The organism is Streptomyces sp. NPDC020489, from assembly GCF_044386545.1.
Taxonomy (GTDB): Bacteria; Actinomycetota; Actinomycetes; order Streptomycetales; family Streptomycetaceae; genus Streptomyces.
On the sequence record NZ_JBIRUZ010000006.1, the window covers coordinates 142,505 to 164,728 of the forward strand.

The following is a 22,224-nucleotide window of genomic DNA, read 5'->3' on the forward strand; positions in this document are numbered from 1 at the left end:
TCGTACGTGCGGCGGGCGTCAGCCGGTGTTGCGCAGGCCCGCCGCGACACCGTTGACGGTCAGCAGCAGGGCCCGGGCGAGCGTCGGGTCCGGCTCCTCGCCCGCGGCGACCGCGTCGCGCTGGCGCTTGAGCAGGGCGACCTGGAGGTAGGAGATCGGGTCCAGGTAGGCGTCGCGGATGGTGAAGGTCTGCTTCAGGACCGGCTGGGCGGCGAGCAGTTCGCTCTCGCCGGTGATCCGCAGGACCTCGGCGACGGTGAGCTCGTGCTCGGCCTCGATGGTGGCGAAGACGTGCTGGAGCTCGGCCGGGACCAGGGTCTCGACGTAGTGGCGGGCGATGCGCAGGTCGGTCTTGGCGAGCGTCATCTCGACGTTGGAGATGAAGTTCCGGAAGAAGTGCCACTGCTCGTACATCTCGTCGAGCACGGTGTCCCCTTCCTGCCGCAGGCCCGCCTCGCGCAGCGCCTTCAGGCCGGAGCCGACGCCGAACCAGCCGGGCACGATCTGCCGGGACTGGGTCCAGCCGAACACCCACGGGATGGCGCGCAGGCCGTCGAGCGAGACACCCGAGCCGGGACGGCGGGAGGGCCGCGAGCCCAGGTGCAGGTCGGCGAGCTGGTCCACGGGAGTCGACGCGAGGAAGTAGTTCGGCAGGTCCGGGTCCTCGACGAGCCTGCGGTACGCGGAGTGCGCGGCGTCCGACACCACGTCCATCGCCGCGTCCCAGCGGGCCAGGGCCTCGTCGGACTGGCGGGGGGCGGTGTGCAGGGCGGAGGCCTGGAGAGTGGCCGCGACGGTCAGCTCCAGGTTCTCGCGGGCCAGCGACGGCACCAGGTACTTGTCGGAGATGACCTCGCCCTGCTCGGTCACCTTGATCTCGCCCTCCAGGGTGCCCCAGGGCTGGGCGAGGATCGCGTCGTGCGAGGGGCCGCCGCCGCGGCCGACGGTGCCGCCCCGGCCGTGGAAGAGCCTCAGGCGCACCCCGTACCGGTGCGCCACGTCCCGCAGGCGGCGCTGGGCGCGGTGGATCTCCCACTGGGAGGTGGTGATGCCGCCGAACTTGGAGGAGTCCGAGTAGCCGAGCATGACCTCCTGCACGTCCCCGTTGAGCGCGACCAGGCGCCGGTAGGACGGGTCGGAGAGCATGTCCTCCAGGATGGTGTCCGCGGCCTTGAGCTCGTCGGTGGTCTCGAGGAGCGGCACGATGCCGATCTTGGCCCAGCCGGCATGCAGGTCGATCAGGCCGGCCTCGCGGGCCAGGACGGCCGCGGCGAAGACGTCGTCGGCGCCCTGGCACATCGAGATGATGTACGACTCGATGACCTCGGGGCCGAAGACGTCCAGGGCGCGCCTGACGGTGTGGAAGACGCCGAGGGTCTTCTCGCCGGCGGCGTCCAGCGGGGCCGGGGTGGGCGCCAGCGGGCGGCGGGACCTGAGCTCCTTGGCGAGCAGCTTGCCGCGGTAGTCGCGGGGCATGTCGGCGTAGCGCCAGGACTCCTCACCGAGGCGGTCGAAGAGCTGGCCGAGGGCGTGGTGGTGGGCGTCGGCGTGCTCGCGGACGTCCATGGTGGCGAGCTGGAGGCCGAAGGCGGCGAGGGTGCGGATCGTGCGGTTCATGCGGCCCTCGGCGAACAGGCCGCCGCGGTGTTCGCGCAGGGAGCTCTGGATGAGGGTGAGGTCCTGGAGCAGCTCGCTGGTGCCGAGGTAGTCGCGGCCGGGCTCGTGCGGGGTGTTCCTGGCGAGCCGGAGCTTGGTGTTCTCCAGCTTCTGGCGGATCGCGGTGGCCTTGAGCCGGTAGGGCTCCTCGGCGTTGAGGCGCTTGTAGCGGGGGCTGATCTCCGGCAGGCGCTCCAGGTCGTCCTGGAGGGAGGCGAGCAGTTCGTCGGTGGCGCCGGTGTAGCGGATGGAGTTCGACAGGAAGCCGCGCAGCTCGTCGATCATGTCGAGCGCGTCGTTGATGCCGTGCTCGTGCTGGAGGATCAGGACGTCCCAGGTCACCTGCGGGGTGACGTTGGGGTTGCCGTCGCGGTCGCCGCCGATCCAGGTGCCGAAGGTGAGCGGGCGGGTGTCCTCGGGGAGGGTGACGCCGACGCGCTCCAGCTCGGCGGTGAGGTCCTCCAGGACGTCGCCGACGGCGCCGGCGTGGAGTTCGTCGAGGTAGTAGATGGCGTTGCGGGACTCGTCGGTGACCTCGGGGCGTACGACGCGCAGCTCGTCGGTCTGCCAGACCAGGTCGATGTTCTCGGCCAGACGGGTGTCGTAGCGGCGGCGGTCGGTCTCCAGGACGGGGGTCTCCAGGAGCTCGGCGATGCGGCGCAGCTTGTTGAGGACCGAGCGGCGGGCGGCCTCGGTGGGGTGCGCGGTGAAGACGGGGCGCACGTTGAGGTTCTGCACGGTGGCGCGCAGGTGCTCGGGGTCGGCGTCCTTGAGGCGGTCGGCGGTGCGAGCGAGCAGACCGCCCTCGGCGGCGCGCCGGGCTCTGAGCTCGCGGCCGCGGTGGACTTGCTCGGTGACGTTGGCCAGGTGGAAGTAGGTGGAGAAGGCCCGCACCAGCTTGGCGGCGGTCTCCAGCTCGGTGCCCCGCAGCAGTTCGGCGGCGGCGTCACCGTCCTCGCGGGTGAGGCGGCGGACCTTCTCGACGAGCTCCAGGAGCTCCGGGCCCTCCTGGCGGACGAGGGTCTCACCGAGGAGGTCGCCGAGTCGCCTGATGTCGGCGCGCAGCTCACTCGAGGCGGTCGTGGTCTGGTCGTCGGCACTGCTCACAGGTGCGGCTCCTTGCAGTGTTGAAGCTCGTCCGGGAGGGAACCCGGTAGCGGTCGTGCGGCGACCGCCGCGTACCGACCGGACATCCGGGAAGAAATGAGAGCGGACCGCGCTGTCCGAACGACTCCAGGATATGTGGCGCCACGGACGCGCAGACTCGCGGGCTCTTGCCGTCGGGCGACGCGCTGCCATACTTACGATGCCGTAGGTTACGGAACCGTAGGGAAGTACCGCTCGCTCCCCGCAGGGCTCCTGTGACCTGGCCCTTGTCACAACCCTCGAACCCCACAGGGGACGCCCCATGACCTCAAGCTCCGATGTGATCCAAGACGCCTCGGAGGCGACCGACGACACCGCGACGTCCGCCACCCTGGGCGGCGAGCAGAAGCGTTCGCTCGAGCAGATCACCCTCCTGCTCTTCATCATCGTCCCCTTCCTCGCGGTGCTCGCGGCCGTGCCGCTGGCGTGGGGATGGGGGGTGAGCTGGCTGGACCTCGGCCTGCTCGTCCTCATGTACTACCTCGGCTGCCACGGCATCACCATCGGCTTCCACCGCTACTTCACGCACGGCTCCTTCAAGGCCAAGCGCCCCCTGCGGATCGCGCTGGCGATCGCGGGGTCGATGGCGGTCGAGGGGCCCCTGGTGCGCTGGGTCGCGGACCATCGCAGGCACCACAAGTTCTCCGACGCCGAGGGCGACCCGCACTCCCCGTGGCGGTTCGGCGAGACGGTTCCGGCGCTGATGAAGGGCCTGTGGTGGGCGCACATCGGCTGGATGTTCGACGAGGAGCAGACGCCGCAGGACAAGTACGCGCCGGATCTGATCAAGGACCCGGCGATCCGCCGGATCTCCCGCAGCTTCATCTTCTGGGCGATGCTGTCGCTGGCCATTCCGCCGCTGGTCGGCGGGCTGGTGACGATGTCGTGGTGGGGCGCGTTCACGGCCTTCTTCTGGGGCTCGCTGGTCCGGGTCTGCCTGCTGCACCACGTGACCTGGTCGATCAACTCGATCTGCCACGCGGTCGGCAAGCGGCCGTTCAAGTCACGGGACCGCTCGGGCAACGTGTGGTGGCTGGCGGTGCTGTCCTGCGGCGAGTCCTGGCACAACCTGCACCACGCCGACCCGACCTGCGCGCGGCACGGTGTGATGCGCGGCCAGATCGACTCCTCGGCGCGGCTGATCCGCTGGTTCGAGGCGTTCGGCTGGGCGTACGACGTCCGCTGGCCGTCACGCTCACGTATCGATTCACGCCGTAACACCGACGAAGGCGGCGCCCGGCGCGGGAAGGAGCCCGCGAAGGCGGCATGATTGACGCCGTGGCGACCGACTCAAGCAGCAACGAGAGCACTGAGAAGCCGAGGCGCACGCGCCGCACCCGGATGACGGGAGCCGAGCGCCGGCAACAGCTGCTGGAGATCGGTCGCACCCTCTTCGCCGCCAAGGGCTTCGAGGGCACGTCGGTGGAGGAGATCGCGGCGAAGGCCGGGGTGTCCAAGCCGGTGGTGTACGAGCACTTCGGCGGCAAGGAGGGCCTGTACGCGGTGGTCGTGGACCGCGAGATGCGGCGGCTGCTGGACATGGTGACCGGTTCGCTGACGGCCGGTCATCCGCGGGAACTCCTCGAACAGGCGGCGTTCGCGCTGCTCGACTACATCGAGGAGTACACCGACGGTTTCCGCATCCTGGTCCGGGACTCGCCCATCCCGCAGTCGACGGGCACCTTCGCGTCGCTGATCTCGGACATCGCCACCCAGGTGGAGGACATCCTCGGCCGCGAGTTCAAGAGCCGCGGCTTCGACCCGAAGCTGGCCCCGCTGTACGCGCAGGCGCTGGTGGGCATGGTGGCGCTCACGGGTCAGTGGTGGCTGGACGTGCGCCGCCCGAAGAAGGCGGAGGTCGCCGCGCACCTGGTGAACCTGTCGTGGCACGGACTGGACGGTCTCGAGCAGAAGCCGCACCTGATAGGGCGCCGCAAGAGCTGACTCCTGCGGCGCCCTGACAGGTGCGGTGCGTCACCGTTTGAAGGCGTCCTTGGCCTTCTCCTTGGCCTGACGCAGGTCGCCCTTGCCGGCCTCGGTGCGGCCCTCGGCGGTCTTCTGCTCGTTGCCGACCGCGCGTCCCAGGGCTTCCTTGGCCTTGCCCTTGGCCTGTTCCACCTTCGCCTGGGTCTTCTCGTCCTTCGCCACGTCACTCACTCCTGACAAGTCGTCTCCCATGTCACTGAAGCGAGTGGCCCGCACCGGCGCGCTCAAACCACCGGCTCCAGGAACTCCAGCCGGTTGCCGACGGGGTCGTGGGACCAGAAACGCCGGTGACCGGGCAGGTCGTCGTCCCAGGTGACCGTGGCTCCACGGCTCCGCAGCCGGTCGGCGTACGACGCGATGGCGACGACCCGCAGCCCGGGATGCGCCTTCAGCGCGGGCCGGAAGGCGGCGTCGACCCCCACGTGCAGCTGCGCGCCGCCCGCCCGGAACCAGCACCCCCCGCGCGCCGCGAGCCCGGGCGGCTTGGGGATCTCGGTCATCCCGAGCACCTCCACGTAGTACGCCCGCACCAGGTCCTCCGCACCCGGCGGCGCGGCGAGCTGGACGTGATCGACGGCGGTGATCATCTCTCACGCCTCCTTGCGGGCCACGGCGAAGATGCGGCGGAACGGGAAGGGCGTGCCGTGGGCTCCCGTCGGATAGGCCTTGCGCAGGGCGTCCCGGTAGCGGGCGACGAAGGTCTCCAGCGCCTCGGGGTCGTCGGCGAGGGCGGTGAGCAGGGGCCGCAGCCCGGTGCCCTTCACCCAGTCCAGGACCGGGTCCTCGCCGGGGAGGAGGTGGACGTACGTCGTCTCCCACACGTCCGCCGCGCAGCCGAGGGCGGTGAGGTGCTCCAGGTAGGCCTCGGGGGTGTGGACGGCGTCGTCGTGGCGCAGGACGTCGTCGAGACCGGCGCTGTGGGCGAGTTCGCGCATCAGCCGGTGGCTGGGGGCGCCGAAGTTCCCGGGCACCTGGAAGGCGAGGGTGCCGCCCGGCCGGAGCGCCTCGACCCAGTCGGCGAAGCGCTCCACATGCCCGGGGACCCATTGCAGGGTGGCGTTGCTGACGATGAGGTCGTGGGGCTCGGCGGGTGTCCAGGTGCGGACGTCGGCGTGGGCGAAGTCGAGGCGGCCGCCGCCGGGGGTGGGTCCGGCGTGCTCGGTGTGGGCGCGGTCGAGCATCTCGGGGGAGTTGTCGTAGCCGGTGACGTGGGCGGTGGGCCAGCGGGCGGCGAGGAGCGCGGTGACGTTGCCGGGGCCGCAGCCGAGGTCGGCGATGCGGGGCGCCGGTCCGGGGGGCGGGTCGGGGACGCGGGCGAGGAGGTCGGCGAAGGGGCGGGCGCGATGGTCGGCATGGCGGAGGTACTGGGCGGGGTCCCAGGTCGGCGTGGATCCACTGTCGGTCATGGCTCCCACTCTGGCCCTCGATTTATCTTGACGTCAAGAGACTTCACATCAAGAGACTCCACATCGACACAACCACTAGACTGATCGCCATGGAGGACGAGGTCGATCGGCTGGTCGCAGCATGGCGCCGGGAGCGCCCTGACCTCGACGTGGAACCGCTCGAGGTGCTCAGCCGGGTGAGCAGACTGGCCCGGCACCTGGACCGCGCACGCCGGCTGGCGTTCTCCGAGCACAGCCTGGAGCCCTGGGAGTTCGACGTGCTGACCGCGCTCAGGCGCGCGGGAACGCCGTATCAGCTCTCCCCCGGACAACTGCTGACGCAGACCCTGGTCACCTCGGGCACGATGACGAACCGCATCGACCGCCTGGCCAAGAAGGGCCTGGTGGAACGGCTGCCGGACCCCTCGGACCGGCGCGGTGTGCTGGTGCGGCTGACGGAGGAGGGCCAGGACCGCGCGGACCAGGCGCTCGCCGGCCTCCTCGACCAGGAGCGCGCGATCCTCGCGGAGCTCTCTCGCGCCCAGCGGGGCGAACTGGCGGCACTGCTACGCCAGTTGACCGCCCCGTTCGACAACATCCCCGGCTAGGTCGGCAGGACCCACGCCAGCCCGGCGGGCGAGCGCGACGGCGGCCAGCGTGGAGTGCACGCCGAGCTTGCCGAGGACGTTCTGCATATGGGTGCGGACGGTGTGCGGGGAGAGGAACAGCCGCTCGGCGACGGCCTTTCTGCCGAGCCCGGCGACCATGCACCGCAGCACCTCCCGCTCCCTCGGCGTGAGGGACTCCACCAGCCGCTCGCTCTCGGTGCGGTGCTTGCGCGCGGCGGTCAGCTCCCGCAGGACGCCGGTGAGCAGGGCGGGCGGCAGATGCGTCTCCTCCCGCAGCACCCCCCGTATGACGGTCAGCAGCCGGGACAGCGAGCAGTCCTTGGCCACCCACCCCGACGCCCCGGCCTGAAGGGCGAGCGCGGCACGGCGCTGGTCGTCCTTCTCGGCGAGGACGACGATCCGGACGCCGGGCTGCGCGGAGCGCACCCCGGCCACCAGCGAGATGCCGTCGACGACCCCGTCCTCGCCGCCCTCCTGCACGGGCACGGCGGGCCGGATGCCCTGGACGTTGCCGCCCAGGTCGGCGTCGACGAGCAGCACGTCGTAGCGGCGCCCCTCGGCGGCGGCGCGCTCCAGACTGCGCAGCGCGGCGGGCCCGCTGCCGGCGGCGGAGACGTCGACGTCGGGCTCGGCGGCCAGGGCGGCGGCGAGCGACTCGGCGAAGATGCGATGGTCGTCGACGACCAGGACTCGGATGCGAACCACGAAACCCCCTTCCCCAAGCTCTCCAAGAGCAGGGGATACCTCATGGCGGGAGACGGAAAGAGCAGGCGCAGGTACGACGTCCGAAGTGCGAGGGCCGCACGGCCGCCGCCGTGCTCGGACTGCTACCCCCACTTCGGGCGCCGTACCCGACTGTCTCGCCCCCTGAACAGCACCGGCCCCCACCGGTGCTGCTCATCAGGGTACGGCCGGGGGCCGGGAGGGGAAGGCAATTTGCAGAACTGGCTGTCCGCCGCGTTTATGGTGAGCCGCATGTTTCGCATTGAGGCAGAAGTCGACAGAGCCCGACGTGATCTGCTCCGGACCCGGCTCCGCGCCGACAACACCGCGGCCTCCCCGGTCCTGCGTGCCCTGCGCGGAACCCCAGGTGAACGCGAACTTCCCCTCCACGTCTGGGCCCTGCACGGCTCGGGCGAACTCGCCGGCGGACTGGTCGGCCACACCTGGACGACCTGGCTGCACGTGACCTACCTGTGGGTGGACGAGCGGTGGCGCGGGGCGGGCCTGGGTTCGCGACTGCTTGCACACGCGGAGACGCTCGCCCGCGAGGAGCGCGGGTGTCTCGACTCCCGCCTGGAGACATGGGACTTCCAGGCACCGGAGTTCTACCGGAGGCAGGGGTACGACGTGGTGTGCGTGATCCCCGACTATCCGCCGGGGATCACCGAGTACACGCTGACGAAGCGGATCGCCTGAGGCTTCAGGGCCGCGGACGGTGCCGGTGGGGGCGCCGCCGGAGCCGTCAGCCCACCCGGCGCGCCCCCGGTGCGGGCACCGCCTCGAAGACGCGGGGCGCGGTGAAGCCGGCCGCGGCGAAGGCCGCCTCGACCGCCTTGGTGACGGTCTCCACGTCGGCCTCCTCCGCCAGCACGATCGCCGAGCCGCCGAAGCCGCCGCCGGTCATCCGGGCGCCCAGCGCGCCGGACGCGAGGGCCGTGTCGACGACCAGGTCCAGCTCCGGGCAGGAGATGCGGAAGTCGTCGCGCAGGGAGGCGTGGCCCTCGACGAGGACCGGGCCGATCGCCCGGGTCTGGCCCGACTCCAGCAGCCGTACGACGCGTTCGACGCGCTCGTCCTCCGTCACCACGTGGCGGACCAGGCGCACGACCTCCTCCTCGTCGCCGAGGCGGGCCAGCGCCGCGTCCAGCTCCGCGTACGGCACGTCCCGCAGGGCGTCGACGCCGAGCAGGGCCGCGCCCTTCTCGCAGCCCGCGCGGCGCTTGCCGTACTCGCCCTCGCTGTGGGAGTGCTTGACCTGGGTGTCGACGACGAGCAGGCGCATGCCCTCGGCCGCCAGGTCGAAGGGGATCTGCTTCTGGGACAGGTCACGGGTGTCGAGGAACAGCGCGTGGCCGTCCTCGCAGCACGCGGACGCCGTCTGGTCCATGATCCCGGTGGGGGCGCCGACGTAGACGTTCTCGGCACGCTGGCACAGGCGGGCCAGCTGCCGGCGCTCCAGGCCCAGTTCGTACAGGTCGTCGAGCGCCAGGGCGATCACGACCTCCAGGGCCGCCGAGGAGGACAGGCCCGCGCCCGAGGGGACCGTCGAGGAGAGGTGGACGTCGGCGCCGGTGACCGGGTGCCCGGCCTCGCGCAGCGCCCAGACCACACCCGCCGGGTACGCCGTCCAGTTCTTGTCGGACAGCGGCGCGAGGTCGTCCAGGCGCAGTTCGACGGGGTCGCCCCCGATGTCCGCCGAGTGCAGGCGCAGGATGCCGTCGGTCCGCCGGGAGACGGCGGCGACGGCCGTGTGCGGCAGCGCGAAGGGCATCACGAAGCCGTCGTTGTAGTCGGTGTGCTCACCGATGAGGTTGACGCGGCCGGGCGCCGACCAGACACCTTCCGGAGCGGTTCCGTAGAGGTCCGTGAAACCGTCCTGCACCTGCTGCCCCACTACTGCTCCCTTGCTGTGCCGATGTGCCGCGCGAACTCCCACGCGTCCGCGACGATCCCCGCGAGGTCCGCGCGGGACGGGTTCCAGCCCAGCTTCTCGCGGGCCGCGTCGGCCGACGCCACCAGGACCGCCGGGTCGCCGCCGCGGCGGGGGGCCACGACCTCGGGGATCGGGTGGCCGGTGACCTGGCGGGCCGTCTCGATGACCTGGCGGACGGAGAAGCCCTCGCCGTTGCCCAGGTTGCAGATCAGGTGCTCGCCCGCGGTGGCGTGCTCGACGGCGAGCAGGTGGGCCTCGGCCAGGTCGGCGACGTGGATGTAGTCGCGGACGCAGGTGCCGTCCGGCGTCGGGTAGTCCTCGCCGAAGACGGAGATCGCCTCCCGGCGCCCCTGCGCGACCTGGAGGATCAGCGGGATCAGGTGCGACTCGGGGTCGTGGCGCTCGCCGAACTCGCCGTACGCGCCCGCCACGTTGAAGTAGCGCAGGGAGACCGCGCCCAGGCCGTGCGCGTGCGCCTCGCTGCTGATCATGAAGTCGACGGCGAGCTTGGAGGCGCCGTAGGGGTTGGTCGGCCTCGTGGGTGCCGTCTCGACGATCGGCACCTCCTCGGGCTCGCCGTAGGTGGCGGCGGTGGAGGAGAAGACCAGCTTGCGCACGCCGGCCTCGCGCATGGCGCCGAGCAGCGCCATGGTGCCGCCGACGTTGTTGTCCCAGTACTTCTCGGGCTTCACGACCGACTCGCCGACCTGGGAGGAGGCGGCGAAGTGCAGGACACCGTCGTAGGAGGGGTCGAGCCACTTGCCGGCGTCGCGGATGTCGCCCTCGATGAACACGGCACCGGCCGGGACGCCCTCGCGGAAGCCGGTGGAGAGGTTGTCCAGGACGGTGACGTCGTGCCCGGCCTCCAGCAGATGCTGGGCCACCACGCTGCCGACGTAACCCGCGCCACCCGTCACCAGGTACTTCATGAACTCGCTACCTCTCGCAGTCGCTGGGCCGCGGACTCCGGCCGGATGTCGTTGATGAACACGTTCATGCCGGACTCGGAACCCGCGAGGAACTTCAGCTTGCCGGAGGTGCGGCGGATGGTGAAAAGCTCGAGGTGCAGCGCGAAGTCGTCGCGGTGGACGCCGTCGAACTCCTCCAGCTGGCCGAACGGCGCCTGGTGCCAGGCGGCGATGTACGGCGTCGGAGGCTCCCCCTCGCCGAAGATCCGGTCGAAGCGCCTCAAGAGTTCCAGATAAACCTGGGGAAACTCTGAGCGCGCGTCCTCGTCGAGCCCCAGCAGGTCCGGCACCCGGCGCCTGGGGTACAGGTGGACCTCGTAGGGCCAGTGCGCGGCGTACGGCACGAAGGCCACCCAGTGCTCGCTCTCCAGGACGACCCGCTCGTCGGCCAGCTCGCGCTCCAGGACGGCGTCGAAGAGGTTCTCCCCGCCGGTCGCGTCCTTGTGGGCGGCGACCGAACGCAACATCTGGGCGGTGCGGGGGGTGGTGAAGGGGTAGGCGTAGATCTGCCCGTGCGGGTGACCCAGTGTCACGCCGATCTCGGCACCGCGGTTCTCGAAGCAGAAGACCTGTTCCACGGAGGGCAGATGAGACAGCTCCGACGTCCGGTCCGTCCACGCGTCCAGGACCAGACGCGCCTGTTCCTGCGTGAGGTCGGCGAAGGACGCGTTGTGGTCGGAGGTGAAGCAGACCACCTCGCAGCGGCCCGAGTCGCCGGCCAGCGAGGGGAAACGGTTCTCGAAGACCACGGCGTCGTAGGACGAGTCCGGGATCTCGCTGAGCCGTTCGCCCTGCGAGGGGCACAGCGGACACTCGTCGGCGGGCGGGTGGTAGGTGCGGCCCTGGCGGTGCGAGGCGATCGCCACCGAGTCGCCGAGCAGCACGTCCTGGCGCACCTCGGAGGTGGTGACGGTCCGGTCCAGCGGGCGGCGGTCCACCGCGTCCCGCACGGTGTCGTCGCGCAGGTCGTAGTAGATCAGCTCGCGACCGTCGGCCAGCCGCGTCGAGGTCTTCTTCACCGCCGGACTCCTTCACTCAAACAGAACTAAACACAAGTAACCATAACTCGACAGCGCAGTCAACATCACAATCAAACAAAGAGCATCAACAGAAGTGTTCAATATCTGAACGCGGAGGCGTAGGTTCCGCTCTGTATCGGTTCACGCAACGAAGCGAGTGCTTATGCAAACCCCCACAGCGGCCACCACCCTGGCCGCCGAGCTGCGACTCCCCACGAACTGGCTCGACTACACGATCCTCGGCATCTACTTCCTGGTGGTCCTGGGCATCGGCTTCGCCGCCCGTAGATCGGTGAAGACCAGCCTCGACTTCTTCCTCTCCGGGCGCTCCCTGCCCGCCTGGATCACCGGCCTGGCCTTCATCTCGGCCAACCTCGCCGCCACCGAGATTCTCGGCATGGCCGCGAACAGCGCGCAGTACGGCGTCTACACCGTGCACTGGTACTGGATCGGCGCCATCCCCGCCATGGTCTTCCTCGGCCTGGTGATGATGCCCTTCTACTACTCCTCGAAGGTCCGCTCCGTCCCCGAGATGCTGCTGCTGCGCTTCGACAAGTGGGCGCACCTGCTGAGCTCGGCGCTCTTCGCCCTCGCCGCGATCCTCATCTCCGGCGTCAACCTGTACGCCCTCGCGATCGTCGTCGAGGCGCTGCTGGGCTGGCCGCAGTGGGTGGCGATCGTGGTCGCCGGCGCGTTCGTGCTGGCGTACATCACCCTCGGCGGGCTGTCCTCGGCGATCTACAACGAGGTCCTGCAGTTCTTCGTGATCCTCGCGGCCCTCATCCCGATCGTGGTGCTGGGGCTGAAGAAGGCCGGCGGCTGGGACGGTCTGACGGACAAGCTCACCTCCCAGCACGGCGCCGACTTCACCACCGCCTGGGGCGGCACCGGCATCGGCAGCGACAACCCGCTCGGCGCGAACTGGCTGACGATCGTGCTGGGCCTCGGGTTCGTGTTGTCCTTCGGCTACTGGACGACGAACTTCGCCGAGGTCCAGCGCGCCCTGTCGGCGAAGAACCTGAGCGCCGCCCAGCGCACCCCGCTGATCGCCGCGTTCCCGAAGATCTTCATCGTCTTCCTGGTGATGATCCCGGGCCTGACCGCCGCGGCCCTCATCCCCGGCTTCGGCACCCCCGAGTCCGGCTACCAGTACAACGACGCCATCCCGTACCTGATGGAACAGCTGCTGCCCAACGGCGTCCTGGGCATCGCGGTGACCGGTCTGCTCGCGGCCTTCATGGCGGGCATGGCGGCCAACGTCTCGTCCTTCAACACGGTGTTCACCAACGACATCTGGGGCCGGTACGTCAAGCAGGGCCGGGAGGACGCGTACTACGTGCGCTTCGGCCGGCTCATCACGGTGATCGGCGTCTGCGCGTCCGTGGGCACGGCGTTCCTCGCCTCCTCCTTCTCCAACATCATGAGCTACCTCCAGACCCTGTTCTCCTTCTTCAACGTGCCGATGTTCGTGGTCTTCGTCGTCGGCATGTTCTGGAAGCGGGCCTCGGCGAAGTCCGGGTTCTGGGGACTGCTCGCAGGCACGGTCGCCGCGATGGTGAACTACTTCTGGATCTACAAGCAGGGCGTCGTCGACATCCCGACCGACCAGGGCGCCAACTTCGTCTCGGCGATCGTCGGCTTCGTCGCGGGCGCGGTGGTGATGGTCGCGGTGTCGCTGTTCACCGCGCCGAAGCCGGCCGCCGAGCTCCAGGGCCTGGTCTACGGCACCCGCTCCCCCGGCATGTCCGAGGCACCGGCCGAGGGCGACGACGCCTGGTACCGCAGGCCGGCCCTGCTGGGCTGGGGCGCCGTGATCCTGGCCGCCGCCTGCTACATCCCGTTCTCGTTCTGACCCGGGAGGATTGAGAGACCATGCCCGAGACTTCCGGACACTCCGAGCGCGACGTCCAGCGGGAGGTCGCCGAACTCCAGGCGAAGTCCGCCACCGCCGCCCGCATCTTCGACCTGCGCCGCATCATCGGCGGCCTGTTCGTCCTGTACGGCGTCATCGTCACGATCGCCGGCATCAACCCCTCCGACGCCACCCTCGACAAGGCCGAGGGCGTCAACATCAACCTCTGGACCGGCCTCGGGATGCTGCTGCTCGGCGTCTTCTTCCTGGTCTGGCTGAAGCTGCGGCCGACGCCGCCGCCGGTGCCGGACGCGGACGCCGAGGACAAGCCCGCCGCCGATTAGGCGCGGCCGGGTACGGGACGGGGTCCGCGGGCCGCCTCAGGCCTCCGGACCCCTCCCCGGCTCCGCCATCGAGTGCGCCACCGGCCCGGCCCGGTCCAGCAGTCCCGTGCGGGCCGCCAACGCCGCCGCCTCCAGCCGTGAGCCGACGCCCAGCTTCATCAGGACCCGCTGCACATGGGTGCGGGCCGTGGACGGCGCGATGCCCATGCCCGCCGCGATGAGCCGGGTGTCCTCCCCGTCGGCGACCCGTACCAGCACCTCCACCTCCCTCGGGGTGAGCAGCTGGAGCAGGCGCTGGCCCTCGTCGTCCGGTTGGGCCGCCGGGTTCAGCAGTTCACTGAAGGCCTGCTGCAACAGCTGCGGTGCCACCGCCGCCTCGCCCGCCCGGGCCTTCATGATCGCCCGCTCGACGCCCTCGATGCGCTCGTCGTGGCGGACGTAGCCGGAGGCGCCGGCCGCGAAGGCCGCCGCGATGCCCCGGGGGTTCGGCACCGGGCCCAGGACCAGGACAGCCACCTGCGGACGGTCCCGCTTGATCTTCACCACCGGGTCGAAGATGCCCGGCTCGGCCGGTGTCGCCGTGCCCAGCAGGCACACCTCGGGCGCCCGGGTGATCACCAGTTCCGCCGCACCCGCGGCGGGTGCCGCCGCGGCGAGCACCCGGTGCCCCCGCAGCTTCAACGCCGAGGCGAGCGCCTCCGCGAGCAGTCGGTGGTCGTCGACCACCATCAGCCGCACTCCCATCGAGCAACCCCCAGTCCCCCCAATGGATGCCCCAGCCATGGATGCCCACTGGTCCGCACGGTCGGAAGCCCCCTCCCGGCTCCCCCGCTCTTCATGCCCCCGGAAGCTACACGCTTGTTCGACGTTGCGCTCCCCCTACCGGTGAGAAGTGCCCCGGATCGACGGAATTTCCGGCATTCGAGGTTGATGGGTGGTACGCGCACGGCCCCGTCCCTGAGCAGGGACGGGGCCGTGGTCGTCGGCGGTTCCGCGGCTATTTCGCGCCGAAGGCGATCGCGAGGTACCGCTTCTCGGTCGAACCGCCTCCGAAATCGCTCGCGTAGACCTTCGACATGAACAACCGGCCGTCGTGGTAGAGGATCTCGGACGAGTCGGGGAGCATGCTGGTCTCCACGTCGCGCACCGTCTTCTCCGACGGCATCTCCAGCAGCTTCGTCTCCTTGAAGGTGCCGCCGTCGATGGTCACGATCTGACCGCCCTTGTCGTACGGCGGCCGCTTGTACGCCAGCAGGTTGCCACCGTCCATCCGCAGCGGGGTGATGGTGTAGCTGTCACCGGCGTCGGCGCGCTGGCCGGTCTGCTTGCCGGAGGCCAGGTCGAAGGCGACGATCTCGTTGGTCCGGTTGATGTACTCGCCGCCGGTGCCGTCGTGCTCCTCGGTCTGCACGTAGAGCCGGTCGTTGCCGACCACGACCTGGAAGCAGTTCTCGACCTGGTAGATGCCGTCACAGCGGGCCTCGTACCGGTCCGCCGGCAAGGAGATGCGGGAGCGCAGCTGACCGGTCTTGTTGTCGATGGCGAAGACGTCCGAGATGCCCCGGGCACCCTCGACCTCACCGACCTCGGCGGCCACGACGAGCGGCTGGGTGGAGATGACGCTCGCGTACTCGATGCCCTGCGTCATCTTGTACTCGGAGATCACCTTCCCGGAGGCCGGGTCGATGGTCTGGATGTGCAGCTGGCGCGCGTCGTAGGTGCCGCACTTGCGGACCGCGACGAGCTTCTCGCCACCGGCGTAGCCCGCGTCGTAGCAGCTGTCGGTGGGCTTGGGGGTCCACAGGGACTTGCCGGTGGAGATGTCCCAGGCGGCACCGCCGTTGGTGCTGCCCGAGGCGACCGTGTGCGCGCTGACGTTGACGTTGTCCCAGGTGATCAGCCGGTCACCGGTCTTGGCCGTCTTGGTCCACAACTTCTTGCCCGCGTCCAGGTCGATCGCCGCGACCTGGCTGCACCCCGCTGTACGGGTCTTCGTCGGCATCGCCGGCTCGTAGGCGATGGCCGTCAGGTGGTCCTCGGTCATGTGCCGGCTGGCCCGGCACACCGGACCGGGCAGCTTGACCGTCCACAGCTTCGTGCCCTTGTCGCGGTCGTAGCCGACGACCTCGGCGATGCCGCTCTTGGCGTAGACCTTGTCGGTCAGCCAGGAGCCGTCCACCGTGTAGGTGGTGTCGACCTCCAGCTCGGGCTGCGGGACCTGGAAGAGGACCGAGGCGGCCGTGTTGGAGGGGACCTTCTCCTCACCCTTGCTGGAGGTGCCGCCGGTGCCGCCCTTCTGGTCGCCGCCACCGCCGGTGCCACCGCTGGAGCTCGTGGTGTCCTTCTTGCCGTCGTCGTCGGACGAGGAGGCGTACAGGACGCCGCCGCCGACGATCAGCGCGATCGCCACGACCGCCGCGACGATGATCGCCAGCTGCGGGTTGAGCTTCCGCCCGCCGGCCGGCTGCCCGGGCTGGGGGTGCAGCGGCACGGTCGGCTGCGGGAACCCGTAGCCGGGCTGCTGCTGCTGCTGACCGTAGGGCTGCTGCTGCGCGTACGGGTTCGGCTGCTGGCCGTACGGCGGCTGCTGCTGGCCGGGGTACCCGTAGCCCGGACCCGCCGGCGGTGCCTGCGGGGGCGGGGGCGTCTGCGGCGCGCCCTGCGGGGGCGGCGGGGTCTGCGGGTAGCCGTACCCCGGCTGCGGGGCCGGGTGCTGCGGCGGCTGGTCCTGGGGCGGGCCGAAACCTCCCCCGGGCGGGGGCTGGTTGGGCGGCGGGGGCGGCGGCTGGGTCATGACGCGGGTACCTCGTAAGGGGGGACGGCGACGGGAACGGGACGGGGCGAGGGGCTACTTGCCGTAGGCGAGCATCAACTTCTCCTGCGTGTCGTCGTTGCCGGTCAGCCGGGTGGTCGAGAGGTAGAAGCGCCCGCCGACCCAGTCGATGTCCTTGGAGAAGAAGCCGTCCTCGATGTCGGCGACACCCGCCGGGTTCTGCAGCAGCTTGGCCGGCTTGTGGTCCGAGCCGGTCGTCGCGATGGAGACGACCTGGCCGCCCGCCTCGTAGGAGGGCTGGACGTACGCGATGAGCTTGCCGTTCTCGATCTTCATCGGCAGCATCGAATCGTCCGCCGGGGACTTCACGCGCCACTTCTCCTTGCCGTCGGAGAGGTTGACCGCGACGACCTCGTTGGCGCCGGTGGTGGCCTCGGTGGGCAGGTAGAGCGTGTTCGCGTCGGCGACCGCGCCCGTGCAGCCGGTGAGGTCACGCGAGAGGATCGCCCACCCGCAGACGGGCGCGAAGTCCTCGTCGAAGTCGACCTGGGAGCGGAACTTGCCGCCGGAGGTGAAGGTGGAGATGTTCCAGGCGTTCTTGTCCTCGTTGGTGCTGTAGATCACCAGCGGGTCGAGGGAGTAGGCCCGCGCGACGCGCCAGCCCTTGTCGAACTTCTGGGTCCACCTGGCCTTGCCGGTCGCGGGGTCCAGCTCCTGCACCTCGTCGTGCTCCTTGGCACCGGAGGCGTCGCAGGAGGAGACCGCGATCAGCCTGCTGCCGCCCGCGAAGGCGCTGGGGAAACAGGCGTTGCCGTACTTCTCCTTGTTCCACAGCTTCTTGCCGGTCTCCACGTCGTAGGCGGTGCCGGACATCGAGCGGCCCACCATCAGCGTCTTGCCGGTGATGGACAGGTCGATCTGGAGGGCGCTGTCGAACAGGTCACCGTCGGCGACCTCGGCGGTCCAGCCCTTGGCGCCGGTGTCGAGGTCGATCTCCTGGAGCTGGTTGCACTTCGCGCGGTCGCTGCTGCCGTTCTGGTAGGCCACGACGATCTTGCCCGCGGCCGTCTTCTGGTCGGTGGCCGCGCAGATCTTCTGGTCGAAGGTGATCGGGTCCCACGCGGGCTTGCCGTCGGCCACGGCGTAGCCGAAGAGCTGCTTGTACGCCGCCTTCACCGCGGTCTTGTCGGTGATCCACATGCCGGGGGCGTCGGCGCCGGAACCGGGCGCGTCGGGCGCGTCCTTGTACCAGAGCACCTTCGACTCGCCCGCCTGGCGGCCCTCGTTGAGGTCCTGCTGCTCCTTGCCGCCGCCACCGTCGCCGTACCCGGGGTTGGCCGGGTCGTCGGAGGCGGACGGCTTGGCGCTGCCGCTCTCCTTGGCGACCGGCTTCTTCGGGTCGTCGTCCCCGCTCGTGACCGCCCACACGGTGCCGCCGACGACCAGCAGACCGGCCACGGCCGCGGCGATGACGAGGGCGGGCTTGCCCTTGAAGGGGTTGCGCGGACCGGACGGCGGGGTGCCGGGCCCACCGGGGTACTGCGGCGGGGGCGGGTAGCCGTAGCCGGGCTGGCTGTAGGGGCCGGGCTGCTGGGGCTGCCCGTACGGACCGGGCTGGGCGTACGGGCCGGCGGGCGGCTGCTGGGGCTGGCCGTACGGACCGGCGGGCGGCTGCTGGGGCTGGCCGTACGGGCCGGCCGGCTGCTGCTGCGGATAGCCGTAACCGGGCTGCGGCGGGCCCTGCGGAGACGGCGGCGTCGGCGGCTGCCCCTGCGGGGGCGGCACGGGCGCGCCGAACCCGCCCTGCGGCGGCTGGTCCTGCGGCGCTCCGAAACCGGGCGGCTGGTTGGGCGGCTGAGTCATCAGCGTGCTCCCCCTCGTCACTGATTTTTAGCCACGCCCTGAGGTACGTACGGGCTCAGAGTCGTTCTCAGAAAGTTCTCAGACGGCCCTTTCTATCACCCGGGGCTGACGGAGCAGCGGGCCGATCAGCGCCTGTACCCAAGGGCGGACCGGCCCGTGACGCCTCCGTTATGCGCCTTCACGCGCCCTTCACGCGTCCTCGGCGAGTTCCAGCCAGCGCAGCTCCAGTTCCTCGCGCTCACCGGCCAAGTCCCGGAGGGTGGCGTCCAGTTCGGCCACCTTCGCGAAGTCCGTGGCGTTCTCGGCGATCTGGGCGTGCAGCCTGGCCTCCTTCTCGGAGACCTTGTCGAGCTGCCGCTCGATCTTCTGCAACTCCTTCTTGGCGGCGCGCTGGTCGGCGGAGCTCACCGCCGGCACGGCCTTCTGCACGACGGGCGCCGAGGCTGCCGCCGCCGCCTCCATCGCGTGGCGGCGCTCGATGTACTCGTCGATACCGCGCGGCAGCATCCGCAGGGCGGCGTCGCCGAGGAGGGCGAAGACCCGGTCGGTGGTGCGCTCGACGAAGAAGCGGTCGTGGGAGATGACGATCATCGAGCCGGGCCAGCCGTCGAGGAGGTCCTCCAGCTGGGTGAGGGTCTCGATGTCGAGGTCGTTGGTGGGCTCGTCGAGGAAGAGGACGTTGGGCTCGTCCATCAGCAGGCGCAGCAGCTGGAGCCGGCGCCGCTCACCGCCGGAGAGGTCCCCGACCGGCGTCCACTGCTTCTCCTTGTTGAAGCCGAACGTCTCGCACAGCTGACCGGCGGTCATCTCGCGGCCCTTGCCGAGGTCGACGCGCTCGCGCACCCGCTGCACGGCCTCCAGCACCCGCAGGTTCGGGTCGAGTTCGGCGACCTCCTGGGAGAGGTAGGCGAGCTTGACCGTCTTGCCGACGGCGACCTTCCCGCCCACGGGCTGCGTCTCGCCGTCGGTCCGCCAGGCCTCGGCCATGGCCCGCAGCAGCGAGGTCTTGCCGGCGCCGTTGACCCCGACGAGGCCGACGCGGTCGCCGGGTCCGAGCTGCCAGGTGACGTGCTTGAGCAGCACCTTGGGGCCGGCCTGGACGGTGACGTCCTCCAGGTCGAACACCGTCCTGCCGAGCCGCGAGGAGGCGAACTTCATCAGCTCGCTGCTGTCGCGCGGCGGCGGGACGTCCTTGATCAGCTCGTTGGCGGCCTCGACCCGGAAGCGCGGCTTGGACGTCCGGGCGGGGGCGCCGCGCCGCAGCCAGGCCAGCTCCTTGCGGACCAGGTTCTGCCGCTTGGTCTCCTCGGTGGCGGCGATCCGCTCGCGCTCGGCGCGGGCGAAGACGTAGTCGGAGTAGCCGCCCTCGTACTCGTAGACGTCGCCCTTCTGCACGTCCCACATGCGCGTGCACACCTGGTCCAGGAACCAGCGGTCGTGGGTGACGCAGACGAGCGCGGAGCGGCGCTCGCGCAGGTGCTGGGCGAGCCAGGAGATGCCCTCGACGTCGAGGTGGTTGGTGGGCTCGTCGAGGACGAGCAGGTCCTGTTCCTCGATGAGCAGCTTGGCGAGCGCGATCCGGCGGCGCTCACCGCCGGAGAGCGGGCCGATGACGGTGTCCAGGCCCTGCGGGAAGCCCGGCAGGTCCAGGCCGCCGAACAGGCCGGTCAGCACGTCGCGGATCTTGGCGTTGCCGGCCCACTCGTGGTCGGCCAGGTCCCGGATGACCTCGTGCCGCACGGTCGCGGTGGAGTCCAGGGAGTCGTGCTGGGTGAGGACGCCGCTGCGCAGCCCGCCGGAGTGGGTGACGCGGCCGCTGTCGGGCTCCTCCTGCTTGGCGAGCATCCGGATCAGGGTGGTCTTGCCGTCGCCGTTGCGGCCGACGACACCGATGCGATCGCCCTCGGAGACGCCGAGCGAGACGCCGTCGAGCAGGGCACGGGTGCCGTACACCTTGCTGACGTTCTCGACATTGACCAGGTTGACGGCCATTTCTCTCCTGACAAGGGGGATGCTCGACCCTCCAGGGTAGTCGCGCGCGCCGACAGCCCTTCCCACCCGTCGGCCGGGGCCGGAGGCGGCGCCGGTCGCCCGCCGCTCAGGGGACGGCCGGGCAGGGCGGGGTCGTCAGGTCCCGGCCACCACGGTGGCCCCCGGCGCGGGCGCCGACGCGACGCGGACCGTGCGGCAGGTGCCGGAGGCCCGCAGCGCCTCGGCCACCTTCGCCGCGGACCGCGGATCACGCACCAGGAACGCCGTCGTCGGACCCGACCCCGAGACCAGCCCGGCGAGCGCGCCGCCGGCGCTGCCCGCGGCGAGGGTGTCGGTGAGCTCGGGGAAGAGCGAGAGGGCGGCGGGCTGGAGGTCGTTGGAGACGGTGGCGGCGAGCGCGTCGGGGTCGCCCTTGGCCAGCGCGTCGAGCAGGGTCTGCGAGGCGACCGGTGCGGGGACGACGAGCCCCTCGGTCAGCCGGTCGAACTCCCGGAAGACGGCCGGGGTGGACAGCCCGCGCGCGGCCATCGCGAAGACCCAGTGGAAGGTGCCGCCGACCTCCAGCGGCCGCAGCCGCTCCCCCCGCCCGGTCCCGAGCGCGGCCCCGCCCACCAGGCTGAACGGCACGTCGCTGCCCAACTCGGCGCAGATGTCGAGCAGTTCCGCGCGGGAGGCGTGGGTGCCCCACAGGGTGTCGCAGGCGAGCAGCGCCCCGGCCCCGTCGGCGCTGCCGCCCGCCATGCCGCCGGCGACGGGGATGTCCTTGGCGATGTGCAGGTGCACGGCGGGGCTGCGGCCGTACCGCGCGGCCAGCGCCTCGGCGGCCCGCGCCGCGAGGTTCGTACGGTCGAGCGGCACCTGCGCCGCGTCCGGGCCCTCGCACGTGACGCGCAGTTCGTCGGCGGGGGTGGCCGTCACCTCGTCGTGGAGGCCGACCGCGAGGAAGACGTTGGCCAGGTCGTGGAAGCCGTCGGGGCGGGCGGCACCGACCGCGAGCTGGACGTTGACCTTGGCGGGGACGCGGACGGTGACGCTCACGGGCGGCTGTGCTCCTCGGTGTCCGGGGCGGGGGTCTCGGTGACGCGGTGCTCGGCGATGCGGGCGAACTCCTCGACGGTGAGGGACTCCCCGCGCGCCTGCGGTGAGACGCCCGCGGCGACGAGCGCGGCCTCGGCGGCGGCCGCGGACCCGGCCCATCCGGCGAGGGCGGCCCGCAGCGTCTTGCGCCGCTGGGCGAACGCGGCGTCGACGACGGCGAAGACCTCACGCCTGGACGCGGTGGTCCTGATCGGCTCGGAGCGCCTGACGAGCGACACCAGCCCGCTGTCGACGTTCGGCGCGGGCCAGAAGACCGTGCGGCCGATGGCACCGGCCCGCTTGACCTCGGCGTACCAGTTGGCCTTCACCGACGGCACGCCGTACACCCGGGAGCCGGGTCCGGCGGCGAGCCGGTCGGCGACCTCCGCCTGGACCATGACCAGGGTGCGCTCGATGGTCGGGAAGGTCTCCAGCATGTGCAGCAGCACGGGCACGGCGACGTTGTACGGCAGGTTCGCCACCAGCGCGGTGGGCGGCGGGCCCGGCAGCTCGCCGACGTGCATCGCGTCGGAGTGCACCAGCGCGAACCGGTCCGCGCGGCCGGGCATCCGCGCCGTGATCGTCGCGGGCAGCGCGGCGGCGAGCACGTCGTCGATCTCGACGGCGACGACCCGGTCGGCGGCCTCCAGCAGCGCGAGGGTGAGGGAGCCGAGCCCCGGACCGACCTCGACGACGACGTCGTCGGGGCGGACATCCGCGGTCCGGACGATCCGCCGGACCGTGTTGGCGTCGATCACGAAGTTCTGCCCGCGCTGCTTGGTCGGCCGCACACCGAGGACTTCCGCGAGTTCACGGACGTCGGCGGGGCCGAGGAGGGCGTCGGGGGTGGGGCTGCTGCTCACGGCCACAAGGGTACG

Annotated in this window: 20 protein-coding genes; 6 read left to right on the forward strand and 14 right to left on the reverse strand. The window is 71.0% G+C overall.

The window, feature by feature from the left end; translation table 11 throughout:
• Positions 1-18 precede the first annotated feature (18 nt).
• Positions 19-2,763, reverse strand: coding sequence for a phosphoenolpyruvate carboxylase (ppc, locus tag ACH41F_RS17760; protein ID WP_391231691.1), 2,745 nt, complete (start codon positions 2,761-2,763; stop codon positions 19-21).
• A 301-nt stretch (positions 2,764-3,064) separates the two neighbouring features.
• Between ppc and ACH41F_RS17765 the strand changes: the two genes are divergently transcribed.
• Together ACH41F_RS17765 and ACH41F_RS17770 are read left to right on the forward strand one after the other, a co-directional pair.
• A complete protein-coding gene (locus ACH41F_RS17765; protein WP_391231692.1) occupies positions 3,065-4,072 on the forward strand; it encodes a fatty acid desaturase in 1,008 nt (335 codons plus the stop codon).
• Positions 4,069-4,746 (forward strand): TetR family transcriptional regulator, encoded by a 678-nt coding sequence (locus ACH41F_RS17770; RefSeq protein ID WP_391231693.1) that lies wholly within the window; start codon positions 4,069-4,071, stop codon positions 4,744-4,746. Before ACH41F_RS17765 ends, ACH41F_RS17770 begins: the two co-directional genes overlap by 4 nt.
• A gap of 30 nt (positions 4,747-4,776) precedes the next feature.
• Here ACH41F_RS17770 and ACH41F_RS17775 read toward each other — a convergent pair whose 3' ends face one another.
• The 3 genes from ACH41F_RS17775 to ACH41F_RS17785 form a co-directional block, all read right to left on the reverse strand.
• On the reverse strand, positions 4,777-4,950 hold the full coding sequence (locus ACH41F_RS17775; RefSeq protein WP_391231694.1) for a CsbD family protein: 174 nt from the start codon (positions 4,948-4,950) through the stop codon (positions 4,777-4,779).
• Positions 4,951-5,012: 62 nt separating this feature from the next.
• The gene (locus ACH41F_RS17780; RefSeq protein ID WP_391231695.1) at positions 5,013-5,375 is read right to left on the reverse strand and encodes a glyoxalase; all 363 of its coding nucleotides are present in this window, start codon (positions 5,373-5,375) and stop codon (positions 5,013-5,015) included.
• Positions 5,376-5,378: 3 nt separating this feature from the next.
• Positions 5,379-6,194: a trans-aconitate 2-methyltransferase gene (locus ACH41F_RS17785; RefSeq protein ID WP_398836515.1), complete on the reverse strand. Its 816-nt coding sequence runs from the start codon at positions 6,192-6,194 to the stop codon at positions 5,379-5,381.
• An 89-nt stretch (positions 6,195-6,283) separates the two neighbouring features.
• On the opposite strand from ACH41F_RS17785, the gene tamR reads away from it, so the two are divergent.
• Positions 6,284-6,781: a MarR family transcriptional regulator TamR gene (gene tamR / locus ACH41F_RS17790; RefSeq protein WP_391231698.1), complete on the forward strand. Its 498-nt coding sequence runs from the start codon at positions 6,284-6,286 to the stop codon at positions 6,779-6,781.
• Here tamR and ACH41F_RS17795 read toward each other — a convergent pair.
• Positions 6,740-7,507 (reverse strand): LuxR C-terminal-related transcriptional regulator, encoded by a 768-nt coding sequence (locus ACH41F_RS17795; protein ID WP_391231699.1) that lies wholly within the window; start codon positions 7,505-7,507, stop codon positions 6,740-6,742. The genes tamR and ACH41F_RS17795 overlap by 42 nt on opposite strands.
• A 258-nt stretch (positions 7,508-7,765) precedes the next feature.
• Here ACH41F_RS17795 and ACH41F_RS17800 point away from each other — a divergent pair, with 258 nt between their 5' ends.
• Positions 7,766-8,221, forward strand: a complete 456-nt coding sequence (locus tag ACH41F_RS17800) for a GNAT family N-acetyltransferase (protein WP_398836517.1) — start codon at positions 7,766-7,768, stop codon at positions 8,219-8,221.
• A gap of 46 nt (positions 8,222-8,267) precedes the next feature.
• On the opposite strand, the gene galK is transcribed toward ACH41F_RS17800, so the two are convergent.
• The 3 genes from galK to galT are packed head-to-tail and all read right to left on the reverse strand — an operon-like array spanning position 8,268 to position 11,445.
• Positions 8,268-9,419, reverse strand: a complete 1,152-nt coding sequence (gene galK / locus ACH41F_RS17805; protein ID WP_391231700.1) for a galactokinase — start codon at positions 9,417-9,419, stop codon at positions 8,268-8,270.
• Entirely contained in the window at positions 9,419-10,387 is a 969-nt protein-coding gene (gene galE / locus ACH41F_RS17810) for a UDP-glucose 4-epimerase GalE (protein ID WP_391231701.1), read from the reverse strand. The genes galK and galE overlap by 1 nt, the downstream gene beginning before the upstream one ends.
• On the reverse strand, positions 10,384-11,445 hold the full coding sequence (gene galT / locus ACH41F_RS17815) for a galactose-1-phosphate uridylyltransferase (RefSeq protein ID WP_398836519.1): 1,062 nt from the start codon (positions 11,443-11,445) through the stop codon (positions 10,384-10,386). The genes galE and galT overlap by 4 nt, the downstream gene beginning before the upstream one ends.
• A gap of 163 nt (positions 11,446-11,608) precedes the next feature.
• Between galT and ACH41F_RS17820 the strand changes: the two genes are divergently transcribed.
• Both ACH41F_RS17820 and ACH41F_RS17825 read left to right on the forward strand, forming a co-directional pair.
• Complete coding sequence (locus ACH41F_RS17820) at positions 11,609-13,297, forward strand: sodium/solute symporter (protein WP_391231703.1); 1,689 nt, start codon at positions 11,609-11,611, stop codon at positions 13,295-13,297.
• A gap of 20 nt (positions 13,298-13,317) precedes the next feature.
• Positions 13,318-13,641: a hypothetical protein gene (locus ACH41F_RS17825; RefSeq protein ID WP_398836520.1), complete on the forward strand. Its 324-nt coding sequence runs from the start codon at positions 13,318-13,320 to the stop codon at positions 13,639-13,641.
• A 36-nt stretch (positions 13,642-13,677) separates the two neighbouring features.
• On the opposite strand, the gene ACH41F_RS17830 is transcribed toward ACH41F_RS17825, so the two are convergent.
• The 6 genes from ACH41F_RS17830 to rsmA form a co-directional block, all read right to left on the reverse strand.
• Positions 13,678-14,385 (reverse strand): LuxR C-terminal-related transcriptional regulator, encoded by a 708-nt coding sequence (locus ACH41F_RS17830; RefSeq protein ID WP_391231705.1) that lies wholly within the window; start codon positions 14,383-14,385, stop codon positions 13,678-13,680.
• A 253-nt stretch (positions 14,386-14,638) separates the two neighbouring features.
• Positions 14,639-16,435, reverse strand: a complete 1,797-nt coding sequence (locus tag ACH41F_RS17835) for a PQQ-binding-like beta-propeller repeat protein (RefSeq protein ID WP_398836522.1) — start codon at positions 16,433-16,435, stop codon at positions 14,639-14,641.
• A gap of 54 nt (positions 16,436-16,489) precedes the next feature.
• Complete coding sequence (locus tag ACH41F_RS17840; protein ID WP_391231707.1) at positions 16,490-18,277, reverse strand: PQQ-binding-like beta-propeller repeat protein; 1,788 nt, start codon at positions 18,275-18,277, stop codon at positions 16,490-16,492.
• A 189-nt stretch (positions 18,278-18,466) separates the two neighbouring features.
• Positions 18,467-20,269, reverse strand: a complete 1,803-nt coding sequence (locus ACH41F_RS17845; RefSeq protein WP_398836524.1) for an ABC-F family ATP-binding cassette domain-containing protein — start codon at positions 20,267-20,269, stop codon at positions 18,467-18,469.
• Positions 20,270-20,404: 135 nt separating this feature from the next.
• Positions 20,405-21,307 carry a 4-(cytidine 5'-diphospho)-2-C-methyl-D-erythritol kinase gene (locus ACH41F_RS17850; protein WP_398836526.1) on the reverse strand — a complete coding sequence of 301 codons (903 nt, stop codon included), beginning with the start codon at positions 21,305-21,307 and terminating at the stop codon, positions 20,405-20,407.
• Positions 21,304-22,209, reverse strand: a complete 906-nt coding sequence (gene rsmA, locus ACH41F_RS17855) for a 16S rRNA (adenine(1518)-N(6)/adenine(1519)-N(6))-dimethyltransferase RsmA (RefSeq protein ID WP_391231710.1) — start codon at positions 22,207-22,209, stop codon at positions 21,304-21,306. Before rsmA ends, ACH41F_RS17850 begins: the two co-directional genes overlap by 4 nt.
• Positions 22,210-22,224 lie beyond the last annotated feature (15 nt).

Bases quoted from the DNA above. Each gene is read 5' to 3' on its own strand.
- ACH41F_RS17765 (WP_391231692.1), top strand. From the start codon at position 3,065: ATGACCTCAAGCTCCGATGTGATCCAAGACGCCTCGGAGGCGACCGAC.
- ACH41F_RS17770 (WP_391231693.1), top strand. From the start codon at position 4,069: ATGATTGACGCCGTGGCGACCGACTCAAGCAGCAACGAGAGCACTGAG.
- ACH41F_RS17780 (WP_391231695.1), bottom strand. From the start codon at position 5,375: ATGATCACCGCCGTCGATCACGTCCAGCTCGCCGCGCCGCCGGGTGCG.
- ACH41F_RS17785 (WP_398836515.1), bottom strand. From the start codon at position 6,194: ATGACCGACAGTGGATCCACGCCGACCTGGGACCCCGCCCAGTACCTC.
- tamR (WP_391231698.1), top strand. From the start codon at position 6,284: ATGGAGGACGAGGTCGATCGGCTGGTCGCAGCATGGCGCCGGGAGCGC.
- ACH41F_RS17800 (WP_398836517.1), top strand. From the start codon at position 7,766: ATGGTGAGCCGCATGTTTCGCATTGAGGCAGAAGTCGACAGAGCCCGA.
- galE (WP_391231701.1), bottom strand. From the start codon at position 10,387: ATGAAGTACCTGGTGACGGGTGGCGCGGGTTACGTCGGCAGCGTGGTG.
- ACH41F_RS17820 (WP_391231703.1), top strand. From the start codon at position 11,609: ATGCAAACCCCCACAGCGGCCACCACCCTGGCCGCCGAGCTGCGACTC.
- ACH41F_RS17825 (WP_398836520.1), top strand. From the start codon at position 13,318: ATGCCCGAGACTTCCGGACACTCCGAGCGCGACGTCCAGCGGGAGGTC.
- ACH41F_RS17830 (WP_391231705.1), bottom strand. From the start codon at position 14,385: ATGGGAGTGCGGCTGATGGTGGTCGACGACCACCGACTGCTCGCGGAG.
- ACH41F_RS17835 (WP_398836522.1), bottom strand. From the start codon at position 16,435: ATGACCCAGCCGCCGCCCCCGCCGCCCAACCAGCCCCCGCCCGGGGGA.
- ACH41F_RS17840 (WP_391231707.1), bottom strand. From the start codon at position 18,277: ATGACTCAGCCGCCCAACCAGCCGCCCGGTTTCGGAGCGCCGCAGGAC.
- ACH41F_RS17845 (WP_398836524.1), bottom strand. From the start codon at position 20,269: ATGGCCGTCAACCTGGTCAATGTCGAGAACGTCAGCAAGGTGTACGGC.